Below are 22,612 nucleotides of genomic sequence, written 5' to 3' on the forward strand. Positions count from 1 at the left end.
CATCCGCGCCAGGGCCTTCTGCTCAGTTCAACGCCTGACCGGCTGGGAGTGACGTTCGAGGTCGGCATCCACCATTTCCCTGATCATCTCTTCCAGCGAGATCGTCGCTTCCCAGCCCAGCTTCTGCTTTGCCTTTGCCGGATTGCCAAGCAGGATTTCGACTTCCGCCGGCCTGAACAGTTCTGGATCTATGACAAGGTGGTCCTCAATGTTGAGCCCCACATGCTCGAATGCGATCCGGCACATGTCGCGCACGGTCGTCGTCTTGCCTGTGGCAACGACATAGTCGTCTGGCTGGTCCTGCTGCACCATCAACCACATGGCGCGGACATAATCCTTGGAGTGACCCCAGTCGCGCTTGGCGTCGATATTGCCGAGCCGCAACTCCTTGGACATGCCCTTCTTGATGCGCGCAACCGCATCCGTGACCTTGCGGGTCACGAACTCGATGCCGCGAAGCGGTGATTCGTGATTGAACAGGATGCCGCTCGAGGCATGCAGGCCAAAACTCTCGCGATAGTTGATGGTGATCCAATGGCCGTAGAGTTTCGCCACAGCATAAGGGGAGCGGGGATGGAAGGGGGTGGTTTCCGACTGCATCGGCTCCTGGATAAGACCATACATCTCCGACGATGAGGCTTGATAGAAGCGCGCCTCCGGGGCTTCGAGCCGGAGAGCCTCCAGGACATTGGTCACGCCTATGCCGGTAACGTTGCCTGTCAGGATCGGCTGCTGCCATGATGATTTGACGAAGGATTGGGCGGCGAGATTGTAGACTTCGTCCGGTCTTATGTCGCGCATGGTTCGAGCCAGTCCGGACAGATCCGTCAGGTTTCCATCAACGATTCGAACGTCTTTCTCGATGCCAAGCCATTTCAGGCGCGTGGTGTTCACGTCTGCAGTGCTCGATCGCCTGGCGAGCCCGTGAACTTCATAGCCCTTGGAGAGCAGAAACTCAGCCAGGTAGGCGCCGTCCTGCCCGGTGACGCCGGTTATCAGTGCTGTCTTTGTCATCAATTCTCTCGATTGTGTCTGCCCGCCCCAGCCCAGAATTGATGTTTGCTCGCCCCAGCCCTGCGAGCCAATGAATTGTCAGGTGCGACCGTATACGTCATCGAACCGCACGATGTCATCCTCGCCTAGATAGTCGCCGCTCTGGACTTCGATGATTACCAGGTCGATCTTGCCTGGGTTCTCGAGCCGATGCTTGTGGCCGCAGGGTATGTAGGTCGACTGGTTGGTCGCCAGGAACAGTTCCTCGTCACCGTTGACTATCTTTGCAGAACCGCTGACCACGACCCAGTGCTCGGAACGATGGTAGTGCATTTGCAGGCTCAGGCGCCGTCCAGGCTTCACCTCGATGCGTTTGATCTTGAAGCGTTCGCCTTCCTCCAGGACCGTGTAGGTGCCCCACGGTCGGTGCACGGTGCTGTGAAGCAAATGCGCCTCATGTCCGGAAGCCTTGAGGGACTCGAACAACTTCTTGACGTCCTGAACGCGGTCGCGGGACGCCACGAGCAAGGCATCCGGGGAATCCACGATCACCAGGTCGCTGATGCCGACCGTGCCGATGACGCGTTTGCCCGAACTTATGTAGCTGCCGGTGGTGTCCACCATGCGAACGTCGCCGCGAATTCTGTTCCCGCTCTCGTCGGGGGCGACCAGTTCGGCCATCGCGTTCCACGATCCAATGTCGTTCCATTCCATGTCGCAGGGGACGACCGCCAGGTTTTGGGTCTTTTCCATCACCGCGTGGTCGAGCGAAATACGCGGAGCCAAGGCGAAATGTTCTGATGAGAGTTCGATGCTCGCAAAGCCTTCGCCATGGCTGACGCGACCGTCCTCGTAACTGGCGAGAACGGCCTCGATCACGGCAGGACAATGCGAAGCCATTTCATCAAGCATGACCTGCGCTCTGAAGCAGAAGATGCCGGCGTTCCAGAAGAAGCGCTTGGACGCGACATAGGCCTTGGCCGTCTCGATATCCGGTTTTTCGACGAAGCGGACAACTTTTTCGCCGTCTGCCTCGATATAGCCGAATGCCGTGTCCGGCCGGGTCGGGTTTATGCCCAGGGTTGCGATACGTCCTTGCTTCGCATGTTCGATGGCCTTGGCCATGACGCTTAGAAATGCCGGCACGTTCCCGATCATGTGGTCGGCGGGAAAGATGCACAGAATGGCGTCGGGACCTTGCGTTGCCTTGGCGTGGATCGTGGCCGCTGCCACGGCGGCGGCAGTGTCGCGCCCCTCTGGTTCAAGCAGAAAGGTGCGCGGCGGGATGACTGATTCCAGCTCGTCGAAATCATCTGTCGTGAGGAAAAGGTGTTCCCTGGACGTCACGGTGACAAGCTCGACGACATCCGGGATCGAGGCAGCGCGCAACACAGTATGCTGTATGAGCGAATGTCCGTCCGCCACCTTGAGGAAGGGTTTGGGATGCGACTGCCGGGAGGCCGGCCATAGTCGCGAACCAGCTCCACCGCTGATGATGACCGGAACAACTTTCATCGAACGACCTCAGTGTCCGTGGACGCGGTTGCCCGCACCTTCTCCAGTGTCTGCGCTACGAGCGCCGTCGCCCTGTCGAAGTCCGCGGCCTCCGAATAGCAGCGCAATTCCGGCGCATTTCCGGACGGCCGCAAGTGTAAGATCTCGCCTGTATGCATCCGCGCCCTGATGCCGTCGGTTTCATCGACGTCGGCAACAGTGCCAAACGGGGCTAGAAACTGCTGGAGCGAATCCAAGCTCGCGAGCTGGCGCATCAGTTTGCGCGAGCTCTCAAGGGGAAAGTTCTCGAGACGTTCGCTTGCGCAGAATGGAAGCTTCCACATCTCGCGTAGGCGGGACAGGGGTCTTTTTGTCGATGCCACGGTGCCGATCACGGCCAGGATCGGGAGGATGGCGTCCCGCGTCGGCAGCGCCGTCAATGTCTTCCCATTCAGCGAGCAATCCGATCCCAGGAGAACGCCGCCATTGGCCTCGAAGCCGACGACAATCTTGCCATCGCCGTACGCCGCTTCCATGCCCTCGATGACAAAAGGGGACCCGACCTTCGTTCTCACCACCTCAAAACCCAGAGCACCTGAAATACCTGAATTGGAGGTTACCGGCGTGACGACAATATCTGCGGCTACGAAAAGAGCCGTGGCGAGCCCGATCAGGTCGCCCCGAAATAGATCACCGTTCTCGTCGGCGATAAGGGGGCGATCGGCGTCGGCGTCCGTGGACACAATGGCATCGAGCTTGAATTCGTGGGCCCAACCCTTCAGCTTCGCAAGCGTGGCCGCATCCACGGCTTCGGTGTCGACTGGCACGAAGGTTTCAGTTTTGCCGACGGGAACTACATCGGCCCCGTAGGACTGAAGAACCTCCACCAGCAGCTCCGCTGCGACCGAACTGTGCTGATAGACGCCGAGCCTCATACCGGAAAGAGCGCCCGGCTCCAATATCTCATTGGCGCGGTCTCGATAGGCCGCGACCGCCTCGTCATGACAAACCGGCCACGTTCCGCGAGCAGGCGGCCAAGAGTACACATTTGACCGTTCGGCGACATAGTTCGTGATCGCTGCCTCGTCCGCTTTGTCGATCTCACCTTTCAGGCCATAAAACTTGATACCGTTGCGATCTGCAGGGATATGCGAACCCGTCACCATGAGGGCCGCGGCCCTGAACTTCCGGGCATATAGAGCGAGGGCAGGCGTAGGGATGGTGCCGCAATCCATGGGCCGAAACCCGCTTGCGACCAAGGCTGCCATGCAGTCGTCGGCAATTGCTTGACTGCTATCGCGCCGATCTCGGCCTACGAAGACCTGGCCATTCGGCTGAAATCCACTGGAAACCAAACGCCGAGCAAAGGCTTCGGTATAAAGTCCGCTTGGCTTTCCAACCAATTCCGAAGCCAAACCTCGGACGCCGCTTGACCCGAATTTCATCATTCTGCTTTTGCCGTTGGAAAGTGGGGCTGCTACTTATTGGAGTGAGCCCGCCTGTCAACAGGCAAAATGGCTTCGAAATCTGCATCTTTCCTAATATCCCCATACCGCCATCCCATTGCCGGCCGGGTCGACGAAATGGAATTGCCGGCACCTCGGAATGAAAAGATCGGCCTGACGATCGTACCACCGGCACTTTTCGACGGCATCCAGGGGCTCTTCCAGATCTCGGAATCAAGCACGGGCAGCAGCTTGGCGGGCGCTTCCGCGGCGTCCGCCTGAAAGCCTCCGTCGAGCCCCGGAAAAGGCCGAATAGGTCGGCCCGCCATCGGTGAACCACCATGAAAAGGCAGCTGCGCAGAACGCCTTGAACCTGTCCAATGTCGCACTCGTTGCCGGCTGGCTGCCAGTGCTCCTGGATCGCCAATGGCTTGTAACATCGGATGGAATCCATTAGAGCAGCCGCCATCCGTTCTCTGCAAAATGCGGGCCGCTGGGCCTTTCCTGTGCTACCTTGACTGGACTGCGGGAGGCTGGCCGACTTGGGTAACTCGAGGAGATTAGGTTGAAGGGGATTATCCTTGCTGGAGGCAGCGGAACCCGCCTTTATCCCATAACATTAGCGATATCTAAGCAAATCCTTCCGATACACGACAAGCCGATGATCTACTATCCGCTGAGCGTATTGATGCTCGCCGGAATCCGCCAGATCCTGATCATTTCAACGCCTCGCGACTTGCCGGTATTTCGCGATTTGCTCGGCGACGGTTCCGAATTCGGGCTCGACTTCTCCTATGCAGAGCAGCCGCATCCCAACGGCCTTGCCGAAGCCTTCATCATCGGCCGCGACTTCATCGGCAAGGACAGCGTGTCGATGATCCTTGGCGACAACATCTATTTCGGCGATGGGCTGTCCCAGCTTTGCCGCACGGCGGCAGCCCGCGATAGCGGCGCGTCGGTGTTCGCCTATCATGTCGACGATCCGGAACGCTACGGCGTGGTGTCATTCGACAAGCTCAGCGGCACCGCTCTGACGATCGAGGAAAAGCCGCAGAAGCCAAAATCCAACTGGGCCGTCACCGGCCTCTACTTCTACGACAACGATGTCGTCGACATCGCCTCGACGATCCGGCCCTCGGAGCGCGGCGAGCTCGAGATCACGGCGGTCAACAATGTCTATCTCGAACGCGGGCACCTGCACGTCCATCAGCTCGGCCGCGGCTATGCCTGGCTCGACACCGGCACCCATGACAGCCTGCATGAGGCTTCATCTTTCGTGCGCACAATCGAGCACCGCCAAGGCATCAAGGTCGCCTGCCCGGAGGAGATCGCCTTCGAACAGGGCTGGCTGACGGCGGACAAGGTGCTTCAGCGCGCCACCCGCCTCGGAAAGAACGAATATGCCGCCTATCTGCGCAGGCGCGTCACCGAACTGACGGAGAACTAGGTGCTTGAGGTAAGGCAACTGGGTCTCGACGGCGTGCTGGAGATCGTGCCGAAGCGGCACGGCGACGCGCGCGGCTTTTTCATCGAAACCTGGAATGCCGAGCGCTTCGCCGAGGCCGGCATCGACCTGCGCTTTGTGCAGGACAATCATTCCTATTCCGCCGCTGCGGGCGTGGTGAGGGGGCTGCACTACCAGCTTCCGCCGCGCGCCCAGGACAAGCTGCTGCGCGTCATCAGAGGCAAGATCCTCGACGTCGCGGTCGACATCCGCCGCGGCTCGAAAGGCTTCGGAAAATGGGTCGCCCTCGAAGTCTCGGCCGAGAAGGGCAACCAGATCCTGGTGCCGAAAGGCTTCGCCCACGGATTCGTCACGCTCGTGCCGGACACCGAGGTTCTCTACAAGGTGACCGATACCTATTCGCCCGGGCACGACCGGTCGATCCGTTACGATGACCCCGCCATCGGCGTTGAATGGCCGGCGATATCAGGCGGGTTCCAGCTTTCAGACAAGGACCTGAAGGCGCCGCTCCTTGCCGGCGCGGAGGTGTTCCCGTGAGAACCGTTCGCGTAAGGAGAGCGGCATGAATTTCCTGGTGACTGGCGGTGCCGGCTTCATCGGCTCGGCCGTGTGCCGGCATTTGTGCGCCAATCCGGCCTACCGGGTGACCAATCTCGACAAGCTTACCTATGCCGGCAATCTCGCCTCGTTGCGGCCGATCGAGAACGCGCACAATTACCGCTTCGAGCAGGCCGATATTTGCGACGAGAGGGCGGTGCTCGACATATTGCGCCGCGACGACATCGACATCGTCATGAATCTGGCAGCCGAGAGCCATGTCGACCGCTCGATCGACGGGCCGGGCACTTTCATCGAGACCAACATCGTCGGCACCTACCGGATGCTGAATACGACCCTGGAATACTGGCGCGGCCTGCCGGAGGACCGCAAGGCCCGCTTCCGCTTCCATCATGTCTCGACCGACGAGGTGTTCGGTGATCTTCCCTTCGACGGCGGCATGTTCGTCGAGGAGACGCCCTATGCGCCGTCCTCGCCCTATTCCGCCTCCAAGGCGGCCTCGGACCATCTGGTGCGCGCCTGGCACGAGACCTATGGCCTGCCGGTCGTGCTTTCCAACTGCTCGAACAATTACGGGCCCTATCACTTTCCCGAAAAGCTCATTCCGCTGGTCATCCTGAACGCGCTCGACGAAAAGCCGCTGCCGGTCTACGGCGCCGGCGCCAATGTGCGCGACTGGCTGTTCGTCGAGGATCACGCGCGCGCGCTCGAGCTTGTCGCGACAAAGGGGCAAGCGGGCGAGAGCTACAATGTCGGCGGCAATTCCGAGCGCACCAATCTGAGCGTCGTAGAGACCATTTGCGATCTTCTCGACCTGAGAAGGCCGCGCGCCGGCGGCAAGCGCTACCGCGACCTGATCTCCTTCGTCACCGACCGCCCCGGCCACGACCGCCGCTATGCCATCGACGCCTCCAAGATCAGCCGCGATCTCGGCTGGTCGCCAAAGGAGAATTTCGACAGCGGCCTGGCAAGGACGGTCGACTGGTTCCTCGACAACAAATGGTGGTGGGGACCGATTCGCGAGCAGCGCTATGCCGGTGAGCGGTTGGGCCGAAGCCCGGTGGAAGACAGGAAGGGCGCGGCGTGAGGCTTGTGGTCACCGGACGCGAGGGCCAGATCGCCGCGAGCCTGCTGGAGGCGGCGCATGGACGAGATGACGTGCAGGTCATTGCCGTCGGCCGGCCGCAGTTCGATCTGACGCGGCCCGACACGGTGTTCAAGACGCTCGAAGCATCGAGGCCCGACATCATCGTCTCTGCAGCCGCCTACACCGACGTTGACCAGGCTGAGGACGAGCCGGACCTGGCTTTTGCTGTGAATGCCGAAGGCGCCGGCGCGGTCGCCGAAGCCGCCGCGCGACTCGGCGTTCCCGTCATCCATCTGTCGACCGACTATGTCTTCGACGGCACCAAGGACGGCGCCTATGTGGAGACTGACGCGGCAGCGCCGCTCGGCGTCTACGGCGCCTCCAAGCTCGCCGGCGAATTGGCGGTGGCGGCGGCCAATCCACGCCACATCATCCTGCGCACGGCATGGGCTTACAGCCCGTTCGGCAGGAATTTCGTCAAGACCATGCTCAGGCTTGCCGCCGATCGCGACGAGATGAAAGTGGTGGCCGATCAGTGGGGAAATCCGACGTCGGCGCTGGATATCGCCGCTGCTATCCTGCATGCCGCCGCCGTGCTCGATCGCGACAAGGGTTTTGACGCCTTCGGCGTCTACCATCTGGCAGGGACGGGCGAGACCAATTGGAGCGGCTTTGCCCGCCAAATACTGGATATCAGCCGGGCGCTTGGGGGGCCGCATGCACGAATATGCGACATCGCCACCGAGGACTATTCGACCAAGGCTCGGCGCCCTTGCAATTCGCGCCTGTCGACTGTGAAATTCAGGAGTGCATTCGCTTGGCAAGCACCGGATTGGCGCATCTCCACGCAAAGGACGGTATCTCGACTGCTGAGCAAGGAAACCGCAATTTTGGCAGGTCCTTCACAGACTCGGAATTGCAGCAGCGATCGCTAACGTAGGATGCCCGCTCGCCAGTCTGGCAGGGTTCGTGCGCGCAAAACAATTGGCCGGCTGAAAAGTATGTGATCGCTCAACCACGTGCGGTTCCAAAAAATCTCTGGCGATGCCCCCAACTCCGCGCTATGCGATAGGAGGCGGCGGGGTTGAAGATTTGGCACTCTAACAGGTGGCCGGTGACGGTTGAAAGTCGATCTGGCGCCACTTTTGCGTTACTATCTTCGCGCCTGGAGTTCAGTACTACCCAATGACCTCATACGTAGAAGCCGTGTCCGGACTTCGGCCGAAGATACGGCGCGCCATCATCATGCTTCAGGACATCGTCATGGTCCTGATCGCGGTGGCGCTCAGCCTGGTTTTGTCGCGATCGAACCTGTCGTTCGGGGCGCTGTCTCCAATGGGCCTGGCATGCTGGGCAAGTATCGTCGTTCTCAGCCATCTGCTGTTCAGATATTGCGGTCTCTACAACACAGTGTGGCGGTTCGCCTCGACGCCCGACTTCTTCAACATCCTGAAGAGCTGCGCGACTTTGACTGTGCTGCTCTATGGCGCCTCGCTGACGTTTCGTGCCTTCCAGCCGGTGATCGGCCTCAACGAGCGCCAGTTCATCGTCTTCTTCCTGGTCTCCTTCACCATCATATCGGCGCCCCGGCTCTACTACCGGTTCCTTCGCGACGGCGCGAGCTGGCGCATCCTGGGCCGCGACACCAACAACAAGCTGATCAAGCAGGCGCTGTTCATCGGCAGGTTGAGCGAGGCCGACGTGATCATCCGTTTCACGCGCACCGCGCAGCCGGCGGAGTATGCCATTGCCGGCATCATGGCCATCGAGAGCGAGGCGCCGCGGGGCACGCGGATCCAGGGCGTTCCGGTGGTGGCGCTGCGCCCGCGGCTGGTCGAAGTGCTGGAAGAATACGCCAAGGGTACCGAGAATCTCGACCTGCTGATTTTCGGCAACGGCGTCGAACGCGAGATCGAGGAGTATTCGGAGCTGGTTCGCGTCGCCCGCCACAGCGGCATCGCCGTCGTGCAGTTCTCCGGCTTCTCGGAGCTCGGGCAGGGCAGCAAGCTGGTTCTCGACGCCGTCGAGATGGAAACGATTCTGCGCCGCTCGACCGTGCCGCCCGATATCGAGCGTATCGGTGCTTTCGTCAGCGGCAAGCGCGTCCTGGTGACCGGGGGCGCCGGCTCCATCGGCCGCATCCTGGTCAAACGCTCGCTGGAACTCGGCGCCGAGGCCGTTCTGGTCGCCGATATCTCGGAATTCGGCATTTTCCAGCTCGACCAGTCCGTCGACGAAAAGGACCATGATCGGCTGAAGTGCCGCATCATCGATGTCACCGACCGGCGCCAGATGACGCGCGTCGTCAGCGAATTCAAGCCGGCCATCATCTTCCATGCCGCGGCGCTGAAGCACGTGCCGCTGCTCGAAGAGAACTGGGAATCGGCGATCCAGACCAACATTTTCGGAACGCTCGCCTGCGCCGAGGTCGCCGCCAAATGCGGGGTGCCGCAGTTCCTGCTGATTTCGAGCGACAAGGCGGTGGACCCTACCTCGGTGTTAGGCGTCACCAAAAGGGCCGCCGAGCAGATCGTCAGTTCCTTGCATGAAACGCACGCCACCGGGCTCGGCGGGCGCCGCTCCGGCACCAAATTCATCGCCGTGCGCTTCGGCAACGTGTTTGGCTCAAACGGCTCCGTGGCCACCATCTTCCAGGCGCAGATCGAGGCAGGCGGCCCCGTCACCATTACCGACCGGCGCATGACGCGCTATTTCATGACCGTGGCCGAGGCCGTCGACCTTGTCATCATGTCAGCCGCCGATTCGGAGCGGCGCGAGGGCAAGGACGACTATGCCATCTATATGCTCGATATGGGCAAGCCTGTGCCGATCCTCCAGGTCGCCGAAACCATGATCCGCATGGCCGGCAAGAGCCCATACACCGACATTCCGATCCGTTTCACCGGCATCAGGCCCGGTGAGAAGCTGCACGAAACGCTTCAGGGCGAGAACGAGGAGATCGTCACGATCGACATCGCCAAGGTTTTTGGCCTGAGGACCGATATCGTGGAATGGCCGAGCATCCAGGCCGCTCTGACGGCGTTGCAGGCGGCGATGCGGATCCAGGACAAGGCTGCCGCGCTTGCCGTGTTGGCGGGACTGCATGAGGCTAGAAAACCTCCGGTCGAGGCACTGCAGGAAAACAGCCCGAAAACAGTTGGACAAATAGGTTAGACCTGTTCCGCGCGACGACGATTGCTATTGAAGCCAAGGCCGATCGTCGCCTCGCGCATTGGTTTCTATCTGTCATTCGGGTGCGCCGGATCTTGGCTATCGACCGCGGAGCAACATCGGATGACCCTGAAAGGGCCAAAGCGGGCCTTCGATCTTGTGATTGCAGCCTCGATGCTGGTGGCGACATCCCCTGTCCTGCTTATCGCCATGCTGGCCGTCAAGGCATCGTCGCCGGGGCCGGCGCTGTTTTCCCAGGTCCGGGTCGGCCAGGGCGGTACGCCTTTTCGCTGTCACAAGCTGAGAACGATGCATCAGGGAACGCCGTCCCTGCCCACGCATGAGGCGCCGGCGCATTCCGTCACCGCCGTCGGCAGGATTTTGCGCAGGACCAAGATCGACGAGTTGCCGCAGCTCTGGAATGTGCTGAAAGGCGAGATGAGCCTTGTCGGGCCGCGCCCGTGCCTGCCCACGCAGACGGAACTGATCGGGCACCGCAAGGAATTGGGCGTGCTGCAGGCGCTCCCCGGCATAACCGGCCTCGCCCAGGTCAGGGGCATCGACATGTCGGACCCGAAGCTCTGCGCCGAGACCGATGCCGCCTATCTCGATACGGCCTCGATCGGCGGCGATCTCGAGATATTGCTGCGGACGATCTATCGGAGCTGATCACCAACACGGTTTGGATCAGGCTCCGATCTTGCTGTGTCTGGCCATTTCGGCCAATTGTTCGAGCGTGTCGGTTTCCGGCGCCCAGCCTTGCGAAACAAGCAGCGACGGATCGCAGATCTGCGTTGCGGTCATGGTCTCCCAGGTGCTGCCCTTGCCCAGTAAGGACGCGGCCGCCCGCATCGGCGCCGCGGGCATGGCAAACAGCCGCGCCGGCCGTCCGAAGCCTCGCCGAAAGGCTGTGATGATCTCCGAAATCGGGCTGGGGCGGCGATCGCCGGCGACATAGACGGGGCGAAGTGGCGTCGACCGGGTCAACAGGTGCAGCACCGCGCGCGCGGCCGCCCCGCAAGATATCAGCGAGCGGACCCCCGTCAACGCGGCCGCCGGCAACGGCAGGGCGGTGTCGGCCAGCCGCATCAGCGTCGCCAGGTTTCCCTTCATACCCTCGCCATGAACCGGCGGCAGCCGCAGCACGGCGGCGTCGGACCGGCCTGCCGACCTATAGGCGTCCAGCGTCCTGATCTCGCCTTCGCGCTTCGAACGCCCATAGGCACATTGCGGGGCAGGGGGTGTTTTTTCGTCGATGGTGCCGCTGAAGCCGGGACCGGCCACTGCCCGTATCGACGACAGATAGATGAAGCGTCCGCCGGCCTGCACGGCCGCGGCATGCGCCAGCCGGCCGGTCAGTTCGGCGTTGGCTCTCAAATAGTCGGCCCCGCTTGCGTCGCGATCATTGTTCAGGGCGGCGCAATGAGCGACATGTGTGACGTCCTGCATGATGGACAGGAACGCCTCGACCGGCGCGTCAGGCTCCGGCAGTAGGACGGCATCGCTCGCCGCCTCGAAGCGTTCGGGATGACGGGAGGCGATCCGCACCTCGAACCTGGCTTCGCGGAGCTGTTGCACGACTTGGCGCCCGATAAACCCCGTAGCGCCTGTGACCAGCACTTTCATGGCCTTGTCCGAAAATTGTCAGCCAACTGCCGATGCTTCCGGCAATGGCTGCTGGCGCCCCGAGGCCAGATATGTCCCGCAGACCAGGAACACCATCAAGGTCGAATCGAGGATGTCATGGCCGACCAGGATGCCGGTCAGCCCGCCGATGAGATAGGTGATCAGGGTCACGACGATCATCGTTGCGCCGAAGCGCTCCATAGGATCGGTGCTGATGCGCAGCACCCTCGCCGCATTTCTGGCAGCGACCACGAATATGGCCGCCAACGTGATGGCGCCCAGAATCCCAGCCTCGACCATTGCCGTCAGGAAGCCGTTGTGAAAGTGGCTGAAGCCGCGGTCCATGCCGAACTGGTCCTGGAATCCCTGATGCATGAGGTCACGGCTGGCGGCGATGCCGTGTCCGAAAATCGGCATCTCGCGGAATGCGCCAAGACCGATCTGCCAAAGCGCCACGCGCAAGCCGAGCGCCGTCGAGTGGTCGTCCTTGGTGTTCAGCGCATCCCAGTCGCTGAACAGGAAATCGGCGCGCTCCGATATGATGGGAAAGCCGACCGCCGCGATCACCAGCGCGATCCCGGCGGCGATCAGCAGCAGGCGCACGGAATTCCTGCCGGTGAGCTTGCGCCGGTTGATCAGGAGCACGGCAATGCCGGCGATCAGCATGGCCAGCCAGATGATGCGCGAACCCGAGCAGACGATGGCGACAGCGCCGGCCAGTGCTGCTGAGAGCAACAGCCACGCCCTCTCTAGGCCCGACAGGGCGCCGGCCAGGCACATCATGACGCTGAGGCAGGCGACGGTCGCGAACACGATCGCATTTCCGGCCCCGCCTTCAGCCCTCATGCCAAGCCAATAATACTGCACGATGGCCAAAGCCAGGGCGCCAAAACATGCCGCCATGCTGGCCAGTACGACAATGCGAACAAGGGTGGCTTTTTCGGTAATGCTCCAGGTCGAGTAGGAGAGGGGGAAAAACAGCAAGGTTATCAGCGGCAGGAAATAGACCGCGTCGGCCCTGAGCGTATTGTTGACGATCGAAGCGAGGATCATCGCGGCGCAATAGGCATAGATCGCCACGGTCATCGCCAGCATCGGCCGGTCGATATTGAAGCGCCGCCGCTTCACGGCGAGCAGCAGGACGGACCACAGGGCGCCGCCGCTGAACACGAAGCTGACCACCGATCCCAGAACCGCCGGAGAAAAGAAGCAGACGATGGAGAAGTAGATGTTGATCTGCGAAGGCGTGAAGTGACGTTTTATGGATGAAAGCCGGTTCAATGCTCTGGTTCACAATTGCGGGGGGTTGGGGGACGCTGCCTTCTTGTGGCAGCAAACAAGATCACCTTCGAAATCCACGCGCCGCAAGGCGGCCGCTGGCCCATCTGCTGCGTCCGGTATAGCGGCTGGGTCCGATCTTCGATAGTGCGGCGAGGCCCGGGTCCTGATCAAAAATCGCCAGCATGGCCTTTACGCCCCGTGACATCAGCCTTTCGCCGGGTGGCAGCTTGCAGCGGCAATAGTTTTTCGCGGCCTTTCGGGCGCATCAACCCGTTAGGCAGGAATTTCCGGTTTCTAAGCTTTATGTGGAAAATTCATTCTCTATCCGCCCGGTAGCGGACCTCTACGGCATTGTTCCCGGCAATGGCGATCTGCTAGAACGCCGGCACGAAATCATAATGTCCAGACGTGAAGCTTGAACCGGGCTGTTGAAAGACTGTGCCCGACGCGTCGATGTAAGGTCTGGATGGCACGAGAGAACGCTCACAGTCCATGAATATCGCGCTAACGCACCTGCAGCGGCTTGAGGCCGAATCCATCCACATCTTCCGCGAGGTCGCGGCTGCGTTCAGCAAGCCGGTCATGCTCTATTCGGTGGGCAAGGATTCCTCGGTGCTGATGCATCTGGCGATGAAGGCGTTCTATCCCGCCAAGCCGCCTTTTCCTTTTCTCCACGTCGACACGACCTGGAAGTTTCGCGAGATGATCACCTTTCGCGATCAAATGGCGCAAAAGCTCGGCTTCGACCTTCTGGTCCATGTCAACGAAGACGGCGTGCGCGACAATATCAATCCGTTCGATCATGGCTCCAACACCCACACCCATGTGATGAAGACCGTGGCGCTGCGCCAGGCGCTCGATAAATACGGTTTTGACGCCGCCTTCGGCGGCGCCCGCCGCGACGAGGAGAAGTCGCGCGCCAAGGAGCGCATCTTTTCCTTCCGCAACGCCCAGCACGCCTGGGATCCGAAGAACCAGCGGCCGGAGATGTGGAAGATATTCAACACCCGCATCGCTTCAGGGGAATCGATCCGCGTGTTTCCGTTGTCGAACTGGACCGAGCTCGATATCTGGCAGTACATTCTGCAGGAAAACATCCCGATCGTGCCGCTCTATTTCGCCAAGGAGCGTCCGGTCGTCGAACGCGACGGCATGCTTATTTTGAAGGACGACGACCGCATGCAGTTGCGACCGGGCGAGACGGTGGAGGACCGGCTGGTGCGGTTCCGCACGCTTGGCTGCTATCCGCTGACTGGCGCCATCGAATCCGACGCCGACACACTTGAGGCCATCGTCGGCGAGATGCTGACGGCGCGCACCTCCGAGCGCCAGGGCCGCCTCATCGACCGCGATGAAGCCGGCTCCATGGAAAAGAAGAAGCGCGAAGGGTATTTCTGAGCATGCGCCACATCCTGGCCAAGAGCCTCGCCCCGACCGACAGCATCCGCGAATACATGGCGGCGCAGGAGAAGAAGTCGCTGCTGCGCTTCCTCACCTGCGGTTCCGTCGATGACGGCAAGTCGACCCTGATCGGCCGCCTGCTGTCCGACACCAAGCAGATTTTCGAGGACCAGCTCGCCGCGCTCGAGCGCGATTCGCGCAAGCATGGCACCACCGGCGACGACATCGACTTCGCGCTTCTGGTCGACGGCCTCGAGGCCGAGCGCGAGCAGGGCATCACCATCGACGTCGCCTATCGCTTCTTCGCCACGCCGAAGCGCAAGTTCATCGTCGCCGACACGCCCGGCCACGAACAGTACACGCGCAACATGGCGACCGGCGCCTCGACCGCCGATCTCGCCATCGTGCTGATCGACGCCCGCCAGGGCGTGCTGCGCCAGACCAGGCGTCATTCGATCATCGCCTCGCTGCTCGGCATTCGCCACATCGTGCTCGCCGTCAACAAGATCGACCTCGTCGGTTTCGACCAGGGCGTCTTCGATCGGATCATCGAAGACTTCAGGCAGTTCTCGCAGGAACTCGGCTTCCAGACGGTCGTGCCGATCCCGATGTCCGCGCGCTACGGCGACAACGTCTCCGGCCGCTCCGACAAGACGAAATGGTATTCCGGCCCGACGCTGATCGAGCATCTCGAAAACGTGTCGGTCGACGAAGCTGCCGCCGAACTGCCGTTCCGTTTCCCGGTGCAGTACGTCAACCGTCCCAATCTTGACTTCCGCGGCTTTGCCGGCACCATCGCATCCGGCATGGTTGCGCAGGGCGACGAGGTCGTCGTCGCCAAATCCGGCAAATCCTCGCGTGTAGGGCGCATCGTCGCGCATGGCGGCGACCTCAGCCAAGCGGTTGCCGGCCAGGCCATCACCTTGGTGCTCGACGATGAGGTCGAGGTCTCGCGCGGCAACATGCTGGTGTCGCCAGCGGCGCGGCCGCAGGTCGCCGATCAGTTTGCCGCCAACATCGTCTGGTTCGACGAACACGCCCTGCTGCCCGGCCGCTCCTACATCCTGCGCACCGAGACCGACCAGACCAGCGCCACCGTCACCGACCTGAAGTACCGCGTGAACGTCAACGACTTTGCCCATGAGGCGGCGAAGTCGCTGGAGATGAATGAAGTCGGTATCTGCAACATCTCGACCCGGTCGCCGATCGCCTTCGACACCTTTGCCGAGAACCGCACCACCGGCGCCTTCATCCTGATCGACCGCATCACCAACGCCACGGTCGGCGCCGGCATGATCCTGCATTCGCTGCGCCGCGCCGAAAACATCCACTGGCAGTCGCTCGATGTCGGCAAGCATGGCCGCTCCGACTTGAAGAATCAGCGCCCCGCCGTGTTCTGGTTCACCGGGCTTTCCGGCTCGGGCAAGTCGACCATCGCCAATCTGTTCGAGAAGAAGCTCTTCGCCTCGGGTCGCCACACCTACATCCTGGACGGCGACAATGTTCGCCACGGCCTCAACCGCGATCTCGGCTTCACCGATGCCGACCGCGTCGAAAACATCCGCCGCGTCGCCGAAGTGGCGCGGCTGATGGCTGACGCCGGGCTGATCGTCATCGTATCCTTCATCTCGCCGTTTAGCGCCGAGCGGCGCATGGCGCGCGAATTGATGGCCGACGGCGAATTCATCGAGGTGTTCGTCGACACGCCGTTCGAGGAATGCGCCAGGCGCGATCCGAAAGGCCTCTATGCACGGGCGCTGAATGGCGAGATCAAGAATTTCACCGGCGTCGATTCACCGTATGAAGCTCCGGAAAAACCTGAAATCCATCTCAAGACACTCGGCAAGTCGGCCGAGGAGATGGTAGAGGCCCTGGAACTCTGGCTGAACGAGCGCGACATTGCCGAAGACCAATACGACAACGGCGGCGGTATCTGACGGCGAAACAATGCTCGGCGTATTCGAGCGCCTTGCGCTGGAGGCCGGTCGCGAGGTCATGCGCGTCTTTCATGAGGGCTGCGCGGTCGATCGCAAGTCCGACAGTTCGCCGGTGACCGAAGCCGATCGCGAGAGCGAGAAGATCATCCTCGCCGGCCTGCGCGCCGCATTTCCGGAAATTCCTTGCGTAGCCGAGGAGGAAGCTTCGGCCGGCGTCATGCCGAGCGATCTCGGCGATGCCTTCTTCCTGATCGATCCGCTCGACGGCACCAAGGAGTTCGTCAACCGCCGGACCGATTTCACCGTCAACATCGCGTTTGTCCGCCATGGCGTGCCGGAAGTCGGCGTCGTCTTCGCGCCCTGCACCGGACGCTTCTTCTCCGGACGGCCGGGCAGGGCGGAAACAATCGAAGTCGATGGCGACTATCGCATCGTCGGCCGCCGGCCGATTTCGGCACGACCGGCCGCTGAGCCGCCTGCCGTCGTTGCCAGCCGCTCCCACAATACGCCGGAAACCGACGCCTTCATCCGTGATCTTGGCGCCGCGGAGATCGTCTCGGTCGGCTCGTCGCTGAAGTTCTGCCTCGTCGCGGCGGCCGAGGCCGATATTTATCCGCGCTTCGGCCGCACCATGGAATGGGACACGGCGGCCGGCGACGCTGTGCTGCGCGCCGCGGGCGGCGTGACGCGTACGCTGGACGGTAAGCCGCTGGCCTATGGCAAGCGCAAGCAAGCTGACGACGCGGACTTCGCCAACCCGCATTTTATCGCCAGCGGGAAGAGCGCCGGCGCAGCCTGACGGTCAAGCCGCCGCGACGTGCGCCGAATTCGAGCCGATATAATTGCGGATCGTCTCGATGACCCGGTCCTGGTCGTCTTCGCTGAGATAGGGGTGCATCGGCAGGCACAGGATGCGCTTCGGTAGCTCCTCAGAAACGGCAAGGCCGGTCGGCGTGCGCGGATAGTCGCGATAGGCGATCTGGCTGTGCAGCGGCTTCACGTAGTAGATGACCGAGGGGATGCCCTTTTCGCCCAGATGCGCCTTCAGCCCGTCGCGCTTCGGCGTTTCGATGGCATATTGCGCCCAGGCCGAGTGGCTGCCGTCCAGATTGCGGGACGCCTTGACGATGTCGCCGAGACCTTCGGCATAACGCTTGGCGACCACCTGCCGGGCGACCATCTCGTCCTCGAGGATGGCGAGCTTCTCGATCAGGATCGCCGCCTGCAGCGTGTCGAGCCGCGAATTGATGCCGACGCGGACATTGTCGTACTGCGTTTCGCCCTTGCCGTGGAAGGCGAAGGAGCGGAGCTTGTCGGCCATACCATCGTCATTGGTGAACATCGCGCCGCCATCACCATAGCAGCCGAGGGGCTTCGCCGGATAGAAGCTGGTCGAGCCGACATGGCCGAACCCGCCGCACATCTTGCCGTCGAGCGAACCGCCCATCGACTGGGCGGCATCCTCGATCACCAGCAGCCCTTCGCGGTCGGCGATTGCCATGATCGCCTCATAGTCGGCGGCGAGCCCGAACAGGTCGACCGGAATGATCGCCTTCGGCTGCAGCCTTCCTTCCTTCTTGATCATGGCGATCGCCGCTTCGAGGCTGGCGATGTCGATGTTGTAGGTCTCGGGATCGACGTCGACGAACACCGGCTCGGCCTTGGCCAGCGCCACGACTTCCGCCGTCGCGGCAAAGGTGAAGCTCGGCACGAACACCGCATCGCCCGGCCCGATGCCGGCCGCGAACAGCGGCAGCAGCAGCGCATCGGTGCCGTTGGCGCAGGCCACGACATGCTTGGTGCCGACATAGGCGGCGAGCTTGTTCTCGAATTCCGTAACCTGAGGTCCGAGGATGTAGCGGCCATCCTCGATGACATGGTCGATCGCGGCTTTCAGCCGGTCGCGGATTCGTTCGCGCTGCGCGCCAAGATCGATGAATTGCATGTAGGCCTCGAATAGCTAGCCAATTAACCGGCCGCTGGTACCAGACTTGAGCCAGCCGAGAAAGGCGGACAGGCGGGACAGCGAATTGCCTAGGTGCCGCAGGCTGTTACTGCCGATTTCCTCCGCATTGCCGGAGGATGCCGGAAATCCGGCCTTCGCCTGGTATGACCCGGCCAATTTATCGCGACTTTCCTGCTCTCGGAAACATAAAGTGATCGGCCGGCTGAGCCGCGATCAACGCCGATTTCCCAATGATCAGGCGATTTCATGCCGCCAGGGCGGATTGGCGCCGGCCCGCGAGACCGTCACCGCTGCGGCCTTGGCGCCGAGCGCCAAAGCCTGGCGGATCGCGTCCTCGGGCAGGCCGCCGATCGCCGCCTTGGTGAGCAGGCCCTGTTCGTGCAGCGAGGCGAGGATGCCGGCGTTGAAGGTATCGCCGGCGCCGACCGTGTCGACCACCGTGACCTTCTGCGGCATGACCGTGACCTTGTGCTCCCGGCTGTAGCCGACAGCGCCTTCGCTGCCATGGGTGACGACGATCAGCTTCGGCCCGCGATCCAGCCAGTTGCGGATGACGTCCTCATGCGAGCCGGCTTCGCCGAACCAGTTCAGGTCTTCGTCCGACAGCTTGACGATGTCGGCCATCGCCATCATCGAGCGGATGCGCCTGAGGTGCTTGGCCTTGTCGGGGATGAAATTCGGCCGGATGTTGGGGTCGAGCATCATGACGCGCCGCTCCTGCTCGCGCCGCATGAACTCCTCATAGGCCGATCCGGCCGGCTCCGAGATCAGGCTGATGGCGCCGAACAGCATGGCCTCGATCTCTGCGCCGAGTTCCGGCAGGTCCTCGATGGTCAGCATGCGTCCGGCAGTGTTCTCGTCATAGAAGGTATAGGTCGCCTGGCCGTTGTTCAGCCGCACGAAGGCAAGCGTCGTCGGCCGGGGCGAGGTGTGCGCGTAGGTCGAACTGACCTTGCTTGCCCCAAGCGCGTCCCGGAACTGGCCGCCGAACAGGTCAGACGACAGGCCGGAAAAGAAGCCCGCGGGCGCGCCCAGCCGGCCGAGTGCAATGGCCGTGTTGAACACCGCGCCGCCGACATAGGGCGCAAAGGCGGGCTCGCCCTCCGTGGTGGTGCGCGGCAGCATGTCGATCAGGGCTTCGCCGCAGCAGAGGATCATTGTTTCTTGGTCTCCGGCGGATAGATCACGCCCTTGCGGATGATGATGTTGGCGTAGAGCCTGGGTTCGCTGGTCGCCACGATCGCGTGCGCGGCCTTGACCCGTGCATAGAAGTCGGGGCCAGCCAGCGCAACCACCTTGTGGCCCGGCGCGCGCCTGGCGCAGACCGCCTCCATCTCGTGATGAACCGGATCGGCAAGCGTGGGGTCGCCCTTGACCGAGGCGCGAAACAACGCTTCCGGCACGGCATCGTCCACGGGCAAGACGCTCAATATGGCGTCGAGCACCGGGACCAACGGATGACCGTCGGCGCGGATGAGCCGCTTCGCCTGTTCCTCGGCCGGATAGTTTCCGTCGACAAGCGCGATCTCATCGCCATGGCCCATGGCGCGCAAAATCGCCAGAAGCTCCGGGCCGAGCAGCGCCGGGATGCCGATCAGCATGGCTCAGGCGCTCCTGGAAATCGTGGTCGAGCCGATGAGGAAACGCTCGGAAAGCGGCAGGCTGGCGCCGCCCAGCGCCCGCGCATGGATGCCGACGGTGCCTTCGCGCACGGCGGGAAGCTTGAGGCCTTCGCCGTCGATCGTGCCGATCGCCTCGATGACGGCATCGACCAGGCGGCGGCGTACGGTCAGCGGCATCCAGCCGTCGATCACCGCCGCTTCGAAATCGATCACCGAGGACGCCGCGACGATGGCATAGGCGAGCGCCTGGGAGGCGGTGGCGATCCACGTGTCGAGCTCGTCGCCGATGTCGCCCCAATCCTGCGGCGAGGTCCACAGATGTGAGGCCTCGACGCCGCGTGCGTTGAGCGCCTTTTCCAGCATGGCGATCGAAGCGACGTCGATCAGCTGCGTCGGCTTGCCGTCAGGCCCTGGCACCGGCATCGAACCCAGCGCCCCGGCATTGCCGGTCGGACCGCCGAAAAGCCGGCCGTTGAGCACGATGCCGCCGCCGGCAAAGGCGCCGATGTAGAAATAGACGAAGTCGCGCGCCGCCGCCTGGCCGAAGACAAGCTCGGCGCCGCAGGCCGAAGTGGCGTCGTTCTGCAGATAGACCGGAAAATCGCACTGCGCCTGGATGTCGGAGCGGATGTCGCGATGGCGCCATTCGTCCATGACCTCGCGCGGCGCACCGGCCGTATCGGCCCAGTTCCACAGTTCGAACGGCATGGCGATGCCAAGCCCGGCAATGCGCTTGTCCTGCGCCGGCGTCAGTTCGCCGCGCATCGTCTTCATGCCGGCGGTGACGAACTCCACCGTCTCGCGCGGCGCCGGATAGCGGTAGGAGTGGTGCAGCATCGAGCGCACCGTGCCGAGGAAGTCGATCAGCACCAGCTCGGCGCTGCGGCGGCCGATCTTGAGACCGATGAAGAAGGCGCCTTCGGGATTGAGCGCCATGGGGATGGAGGGCTGGCCGATCTTGCCGCGCAGCGGCGCCTGGCGCACGAGCAGGCTGTCTTCCTCCAGCTCGCGCATGATGACCGAGACGGTCTGCGCCGAGAGGCCGGTCATGCGTGCTATGTCGGATTTGGCCAGGCTGCCATGCTGGCGCACGAGCGACAGCACCAGCCGCTCATTGTGGTCGCGCATGCCGCTCTGGTTGGTGCCACGGTGCAGACGGCTCTCGGCTGCCTCGGGCGAACCGTGCCTCGCAATGCCGGTCTCCACCCTTGTTCCTCCCGTCGTTTCCCCACACTGCTTTTGGGCCAGAATGAGCGCACGAGGCAAGTGTGTCAATAATAAATAAGAGTGATTTAATTATTGACACGCCCTGCGGACTGGTGTCTGTTGACATTAGCGTCCACGCTGGGAGAATTTCGTTGGACGCCTATGCGGATACCGGGTTGGCCGGCATCTGAAATGGTTCCACTGGGAGGAAAATCGTGACCAAGACAACACTGTTGAAGTCCACCGTTTTTGTGGCGGCCGGGCTGGGTCTGATGGCGTTTGCATCGTCGGCGTCCGCCGCCGACGTCAGCGCCTGCCTGATCACCAAGACCGACACCAACCCCTTTTTCGTCAAGATGAAGGAGGGCGCCTCGGCCAAGGCGAAAGAGCTGGGTATCACGCTGAAGGCCTATGCCGGCAAGGTCGACGGCGACAATGAAAGCCAGGTCGCCGCGATCGAGTCGTGCATCGCCGATCAGGCTAAAGGCATTCTGCTGGTGCCGTCCGACTCCAAGGCCATAGTCGATTCCGTCAAGAAGGCGCGGGACGCCGGCATCCTTGTCATCGCTCTCGATACCCCGCTCGACCCGATCGACGCTGCTGACTCGACCTTTGCAACCGACAACTTCAAGGCCGGCGAACTGATCGGTTCCTGGGCCAAGGCGACCCTGGGCGACAAGGCCAAGGATGCTCACATCGCCTATATGGACCTGAACCCAAGCCAGCCGACCGTCGACGTTCTGCGCGACCAGGGTTTCATGACCGGCTTCGGCATCGACACCAAGGACGTCAACAAGATCGGCGACGAGGACGATGCGCGCAACGTCTGCCATGACGTCACGAACGGCAACGAGGAGGGCGGGCGCAAGGCAATGGAGAACTGCCTCACGAAAGACCCCGGCATCAACGTTGTGTACACGATCAACGAGCCGGCCGCCGCTGGCGCATTCGAGGCGCTGAAGGCCGTCGGCAACGAAAAGAACGTGCTGATCGTGTCGGTCGATGGCGGCTGCCCTGGCGTCAAGAACGTCGCGGAAGGGGTGATAGGTGCCACCTCACAACAGTATCCGCTGCTGATGGCGGCGATGGGCATCGAGGCGATCAAGAAGTTCGCCGACACTGGCGAGAAGCCGAAGCCGACGGAAGGCAAGACTTTCTTCGACACCGGCGCCACGCTCATAACCGACAAGCCGGCGGCTGGTGTCGATTCCATTGACACCAAGGACGGCCTGGCCAAGTGCTGGGGCTAGGCGATTCCCAAATCCTAGCTGACAACGTGGAGAGCGGCCGCTAGGCTGCTCTCCTCGCAAAGAGATGCATAAAGAGATGCATAAAGCGTCCGGTAACGGGGAGGAACGGC

19 protein-coding genes and 1 pseudogene are annotated in these 22,612 nt (G+C 62.2%); 10 read left to right on the forward strand and 10 right to left on the reverse strand.

Annotation, left to right across the window (positions count from 1 at the left end):
• Positions 1-27: 27 nt before the first annotated feature.
• The 4 genes and pseudogenes from gmd to ACSQ3Z_RS12715 form a co-directional block, all read right to left on the reverse strand.
• The gene (gene gmd / locus ACSQ3Z_RS12700) at positions 28-1,014 is read right to left on the reverse strand and encodes a GDP-mannose 4,6-dehydratase (RefSeq protein WP_436171603.1); all 987 of its coding nucleotides are present in this window, start codon (positions 1,012-1,014) and stop codon (positions 28-30) included.
• 78 nt (positions 1,015-1,092) lie between these two features.
• Positions 1,093-2,508 carry a mannose-1-phosphate guanylyltransferase/mannose-6-phosphate isomerase gene (locus ACSQ3Z_RS12705; protein WP_436171604.1) on the reverse strand — a complete coding sequence of 472 codons (1,416 nt, stop codon included), beginning with the start codon at positions 2,506-2,508 and terminating at the stop codon, positions 1,093-1,095.
• Positions 2,505-3,932, reverse strand: a complete 1,428-nt coding sequence (locus ACSQ3Z_RS12710) for a phosphomannomutase (RefSeq protein WP_436171908.1) — start codon at positions 3,930-3,932, stop codon at positions 2,505-2,507. The genes ACSQ3Z_RS12705 and ACSQ3Z_RS12710 overlap by 4 nt, the downstream gene beginning before the upstream one ends.
• A 93-nt stretch (positions 3,933-4,025) precedes the next feature.
• Positions 4,026-4,382, reverse strand: a pseudogene (locus ACSQ3Z_RS12715) (VOC family protein).
• Between the two features lie 115 nt (positions 4,383-4,497).
• Between ACSQ3Z_RS12715 and rfbA the strand changes: the two are divergent.
• The 6 genes from rfbA (at position 4,498) to ACSQ3Z_RS12745 (ending at position 10,882) form a co-directional block, all read left to right on the forward strand.
• On the forward strand, positions 4,498-5,379 hold the full coding sequence (gene rfbA, locus ACSQ3Z_RS12720) for a glucose-1-phosphate thymidylyltransferase RfbA (RefSeq protein WP_436171605.1): 882 nt from the start codon (positions 4,498-4,500) through the stop codon (positions 5,377-5,379).
• Positions 5,380-5,934 (forward strand): dTDP-4-dehydrorhamnose 3,5-epimerase, encoded by a 555-nt coding sequence (gene rfbC / locus ACSQ3Z_RS12725; RefSeq protein ID WP_436171606.1) that lies wholly within the window; start codon positions 5,380-5,382, stop codon positions 5,932-5,934. It abuts the gene before it with no gap.
• A gap of 25 nt (positions 5,935-5,959) precedes the next feature.
• Positions 5,960-7,042 carry a dTDP-glucose 4,6-dehydratase gene (gene rfbB / locus ACSQ3Z_RS12730; RefSeq protein ID WP_436171607.1) on the forward strand — a complete coding sequence of 361 codons (1,083 nt, stop codon included), beginning with the start codon at positions 5,960-5,962 and terminating at the stop codon, positions 7,040-7,042.
• Entirely contained in the window at positions 7,039-7,977 is a 939-nt protein-coding gene (gene rfbD / locus ACSQ3Z_RS12735) for a dTDP-4-dehydrorhamnose reductase (RefSeq protein ID WP_436171608.1), read from the forward strand. Before rfbB ends, rfbD begins: the two co-directional genes overlap by 4 nt.
• A gap of 250 nt (positions 7,978-8,227) precedes the next feature.
• Positions 8,228-10,216 carry an SDR family NAD(P)-dependent oxidoreductase gene (locus ACSQ3Z_RS12740; RefSeq protein ID WP_436171609.1) on the forward strand — a complete coding sequence of 663 codons (1,989 nt, stop codon included), beginning with the start codon at positions 8,228-8,230 and terminating at the stop codon, positions 10,214-10,216.
• Positions 10,217-10,336: 120 nt separating this feature from the next.
• The gene (locus ACSQ3Z_RS12745) at positions 10,337-10,882 is read left to right on the forward strand and encodes a sugar transferase (RefSeq protein ID WP_436171610.1); all 546 of its coding nucleotides are present in this window, start codon (positions 10,337-10,339) and stop codon (positions 10,880-10,882) included.
• A gap of 18 nt (positions 10,883-10,900) precedes the next feature.
• On the opposite strand, the gene ACSQ3Z_RS12750 is transcribed toward ACSQ3Z_RS12745, so the two are convergent.
• A complete protein-coding gene (locus ACSQ3Z_RS12750) occupies positions 10,901-11,839 on the reverse strand; it encodes an NAD-dependent epimerase/dehydratase family protein (protein ID WP_436171611.1) in 939 nt (312 codons plus the stop codon).
• Between the two features lie 18 nt (positions 11,840-11,857).
• Positions 11,858-13,120: an O-antigen ligase family protein gene (locus tag ACSQ3Z_RS12755; RefSeq protein ID WP_436171612.1), complete on the reverse strand. Its 1,263-nt coding sequence runs from the start codon at positions 13,118-13,120 to the stop codon at positions 11,858-11,860.
• Positions 13,121-13,612: 492 nt separating this feature from the next.
• Between ACSQ3Z_RS12755 and cysD the strand changes: the two genes are divergently transcribed.
• The 3 genes from cysD to cysQ are packed head-to-tail and all read left to right on the forward strand — an operon-like array spanning position 13,613 to position 17,257.
• Positions 13,613-14,518 (forward strand): sulfate adenylyltransferase subunit CysD, encoded by a 906-nt coding sequence (gene cysD / locus ACSQ3Z_RS12760; RefSeq protein ID WP_436171613.1) that lies wholly within the window; start codon positions 13,613-13,615, stop codon positions 14,516-14,518.
• A gap of 2 nt (positions 14,519-14,520) precedes the next feature.
• The gene (cysN, locus tag ACSQ3Z_RS12765; RefSeq protein WP_436171614.1) at positions 14,521-16,458 is read left to right on the forward strand and encodes a sulfate adenylyltransferase subunit CysN; all 1,938 of its coding nucleotides are present in this window, start codon (positions 14,521-14,523) and stop codon (positions 16,456-16,458) included.
• A gap of 10 nt (positions 16,459-16,468) precedes the next feature.
• Positions 16,469-17,257, forward strand: a complete 789-nt coding sequence (gene cysQ / locus ACSQ3Z_RS12770; RefSeq protein WP_436171615.1) for a 3'(2'),5'-bisphosphate nucleotidase CysQ — start codon at positions 16,469-16,471, stop codon at positions 17,255-17,257.
• A gap of 3 nt (positions 17,258-17,260) precedes the next feature.
• Here the strand turns inward: cysQ and ACSQ3Z_RS12775 are convergent, their stop codons facing one another.
• The 4 genes from ACSQ3Z_RS12775 to ACSQ3Z_RS12790 all read right to left on the reverse strand — a co-directional run bounded on the left by ACSQ3Z_RS12775 (position 17,261) and on the right by ACSQ3Z_RS12790 (position 21,252).
• On the reverse strand, positions 17,261-18,403 hold the full coding sequence (locus ACSQ3Z_RS12775; protein WP_436171616.1) for a DegT/DnrJ/EryC1/StrS family aminotransferase: 1,143 nt from the start codon (positions 18,401-18,403) through the stop codon (positions 17,261-17,263).
• Between the two features lie 255 nt (positions 18,404-18,658).
• The gene (locus tag ACSQ3Z_RS12780) at positions 18,659-19,582 is read right to left on the reverse strand and encodes a carbohydrate kinase family protein (RefSeq protein WP_436171617.1); all 924 of its coding nucleotides are present in this window, start codon (positions 19,580-19,582) and stop codon (positions 18,659-18,661) included.
• Positions 19,579-20,025 carry an RbsD/FucU family protein gene (locus tag ACSQ3Z_RS12785; protein ID WP_436171618.1) on the reverse strand — a complete coding sequence of 149 codons (447 nt, stop codon included), beginning with the start codon at positions 20,023-20,025 and terminating at the stop codon, positions 19,579-19,581. Before ACSQ3Z_RS12785 ends, ACSQ3Z_RS12780 begins: the two co-directional genes overlap by 4 nt.
• A gap of 3 nt (positions 20,026-20,028) precedes the next feature.
• Positions 20,029-21,252 carry an ROK family protein gene (locus tag ACSQ3Z_RS12790; protein ID WP_192183709.1) on the reverse strand — a complete coding sequence of 408 codons (1,224 nt, stop codon included), beginning with the start codon at positions 21,250-21,252 and terminating at the stop codon, positions 20,029-20,031.
• 272 nt (positions 21,253-21,524) lie between these two features.
• On the opposite strand from ACSQ3Z_RS12790, the gene ACSQ3Z_RS12795 reads away from it, so the two are divergent.
• Entirely contained in the window at positions 21,525-22,502 is a 978-nt protein-coding gene (locus ACSQ3Z_RS12795; protein ID WP_436171909.1) for a sugar ABC transporter substrate-binding protein, read from the forward strand.
• The last annotated feature ends 110 nt before the right edge of the window (positions 22,503-22,612 follow it).

This window comes from Mesorhizobium sp. LjNodule214 (assembly GCF_964252735.1).
GTDB lineage: Bacteria > Pseudomonadota > Alphaproteobacteria > Rhizobiales > Rhizobiaceae > Mesorhizobium.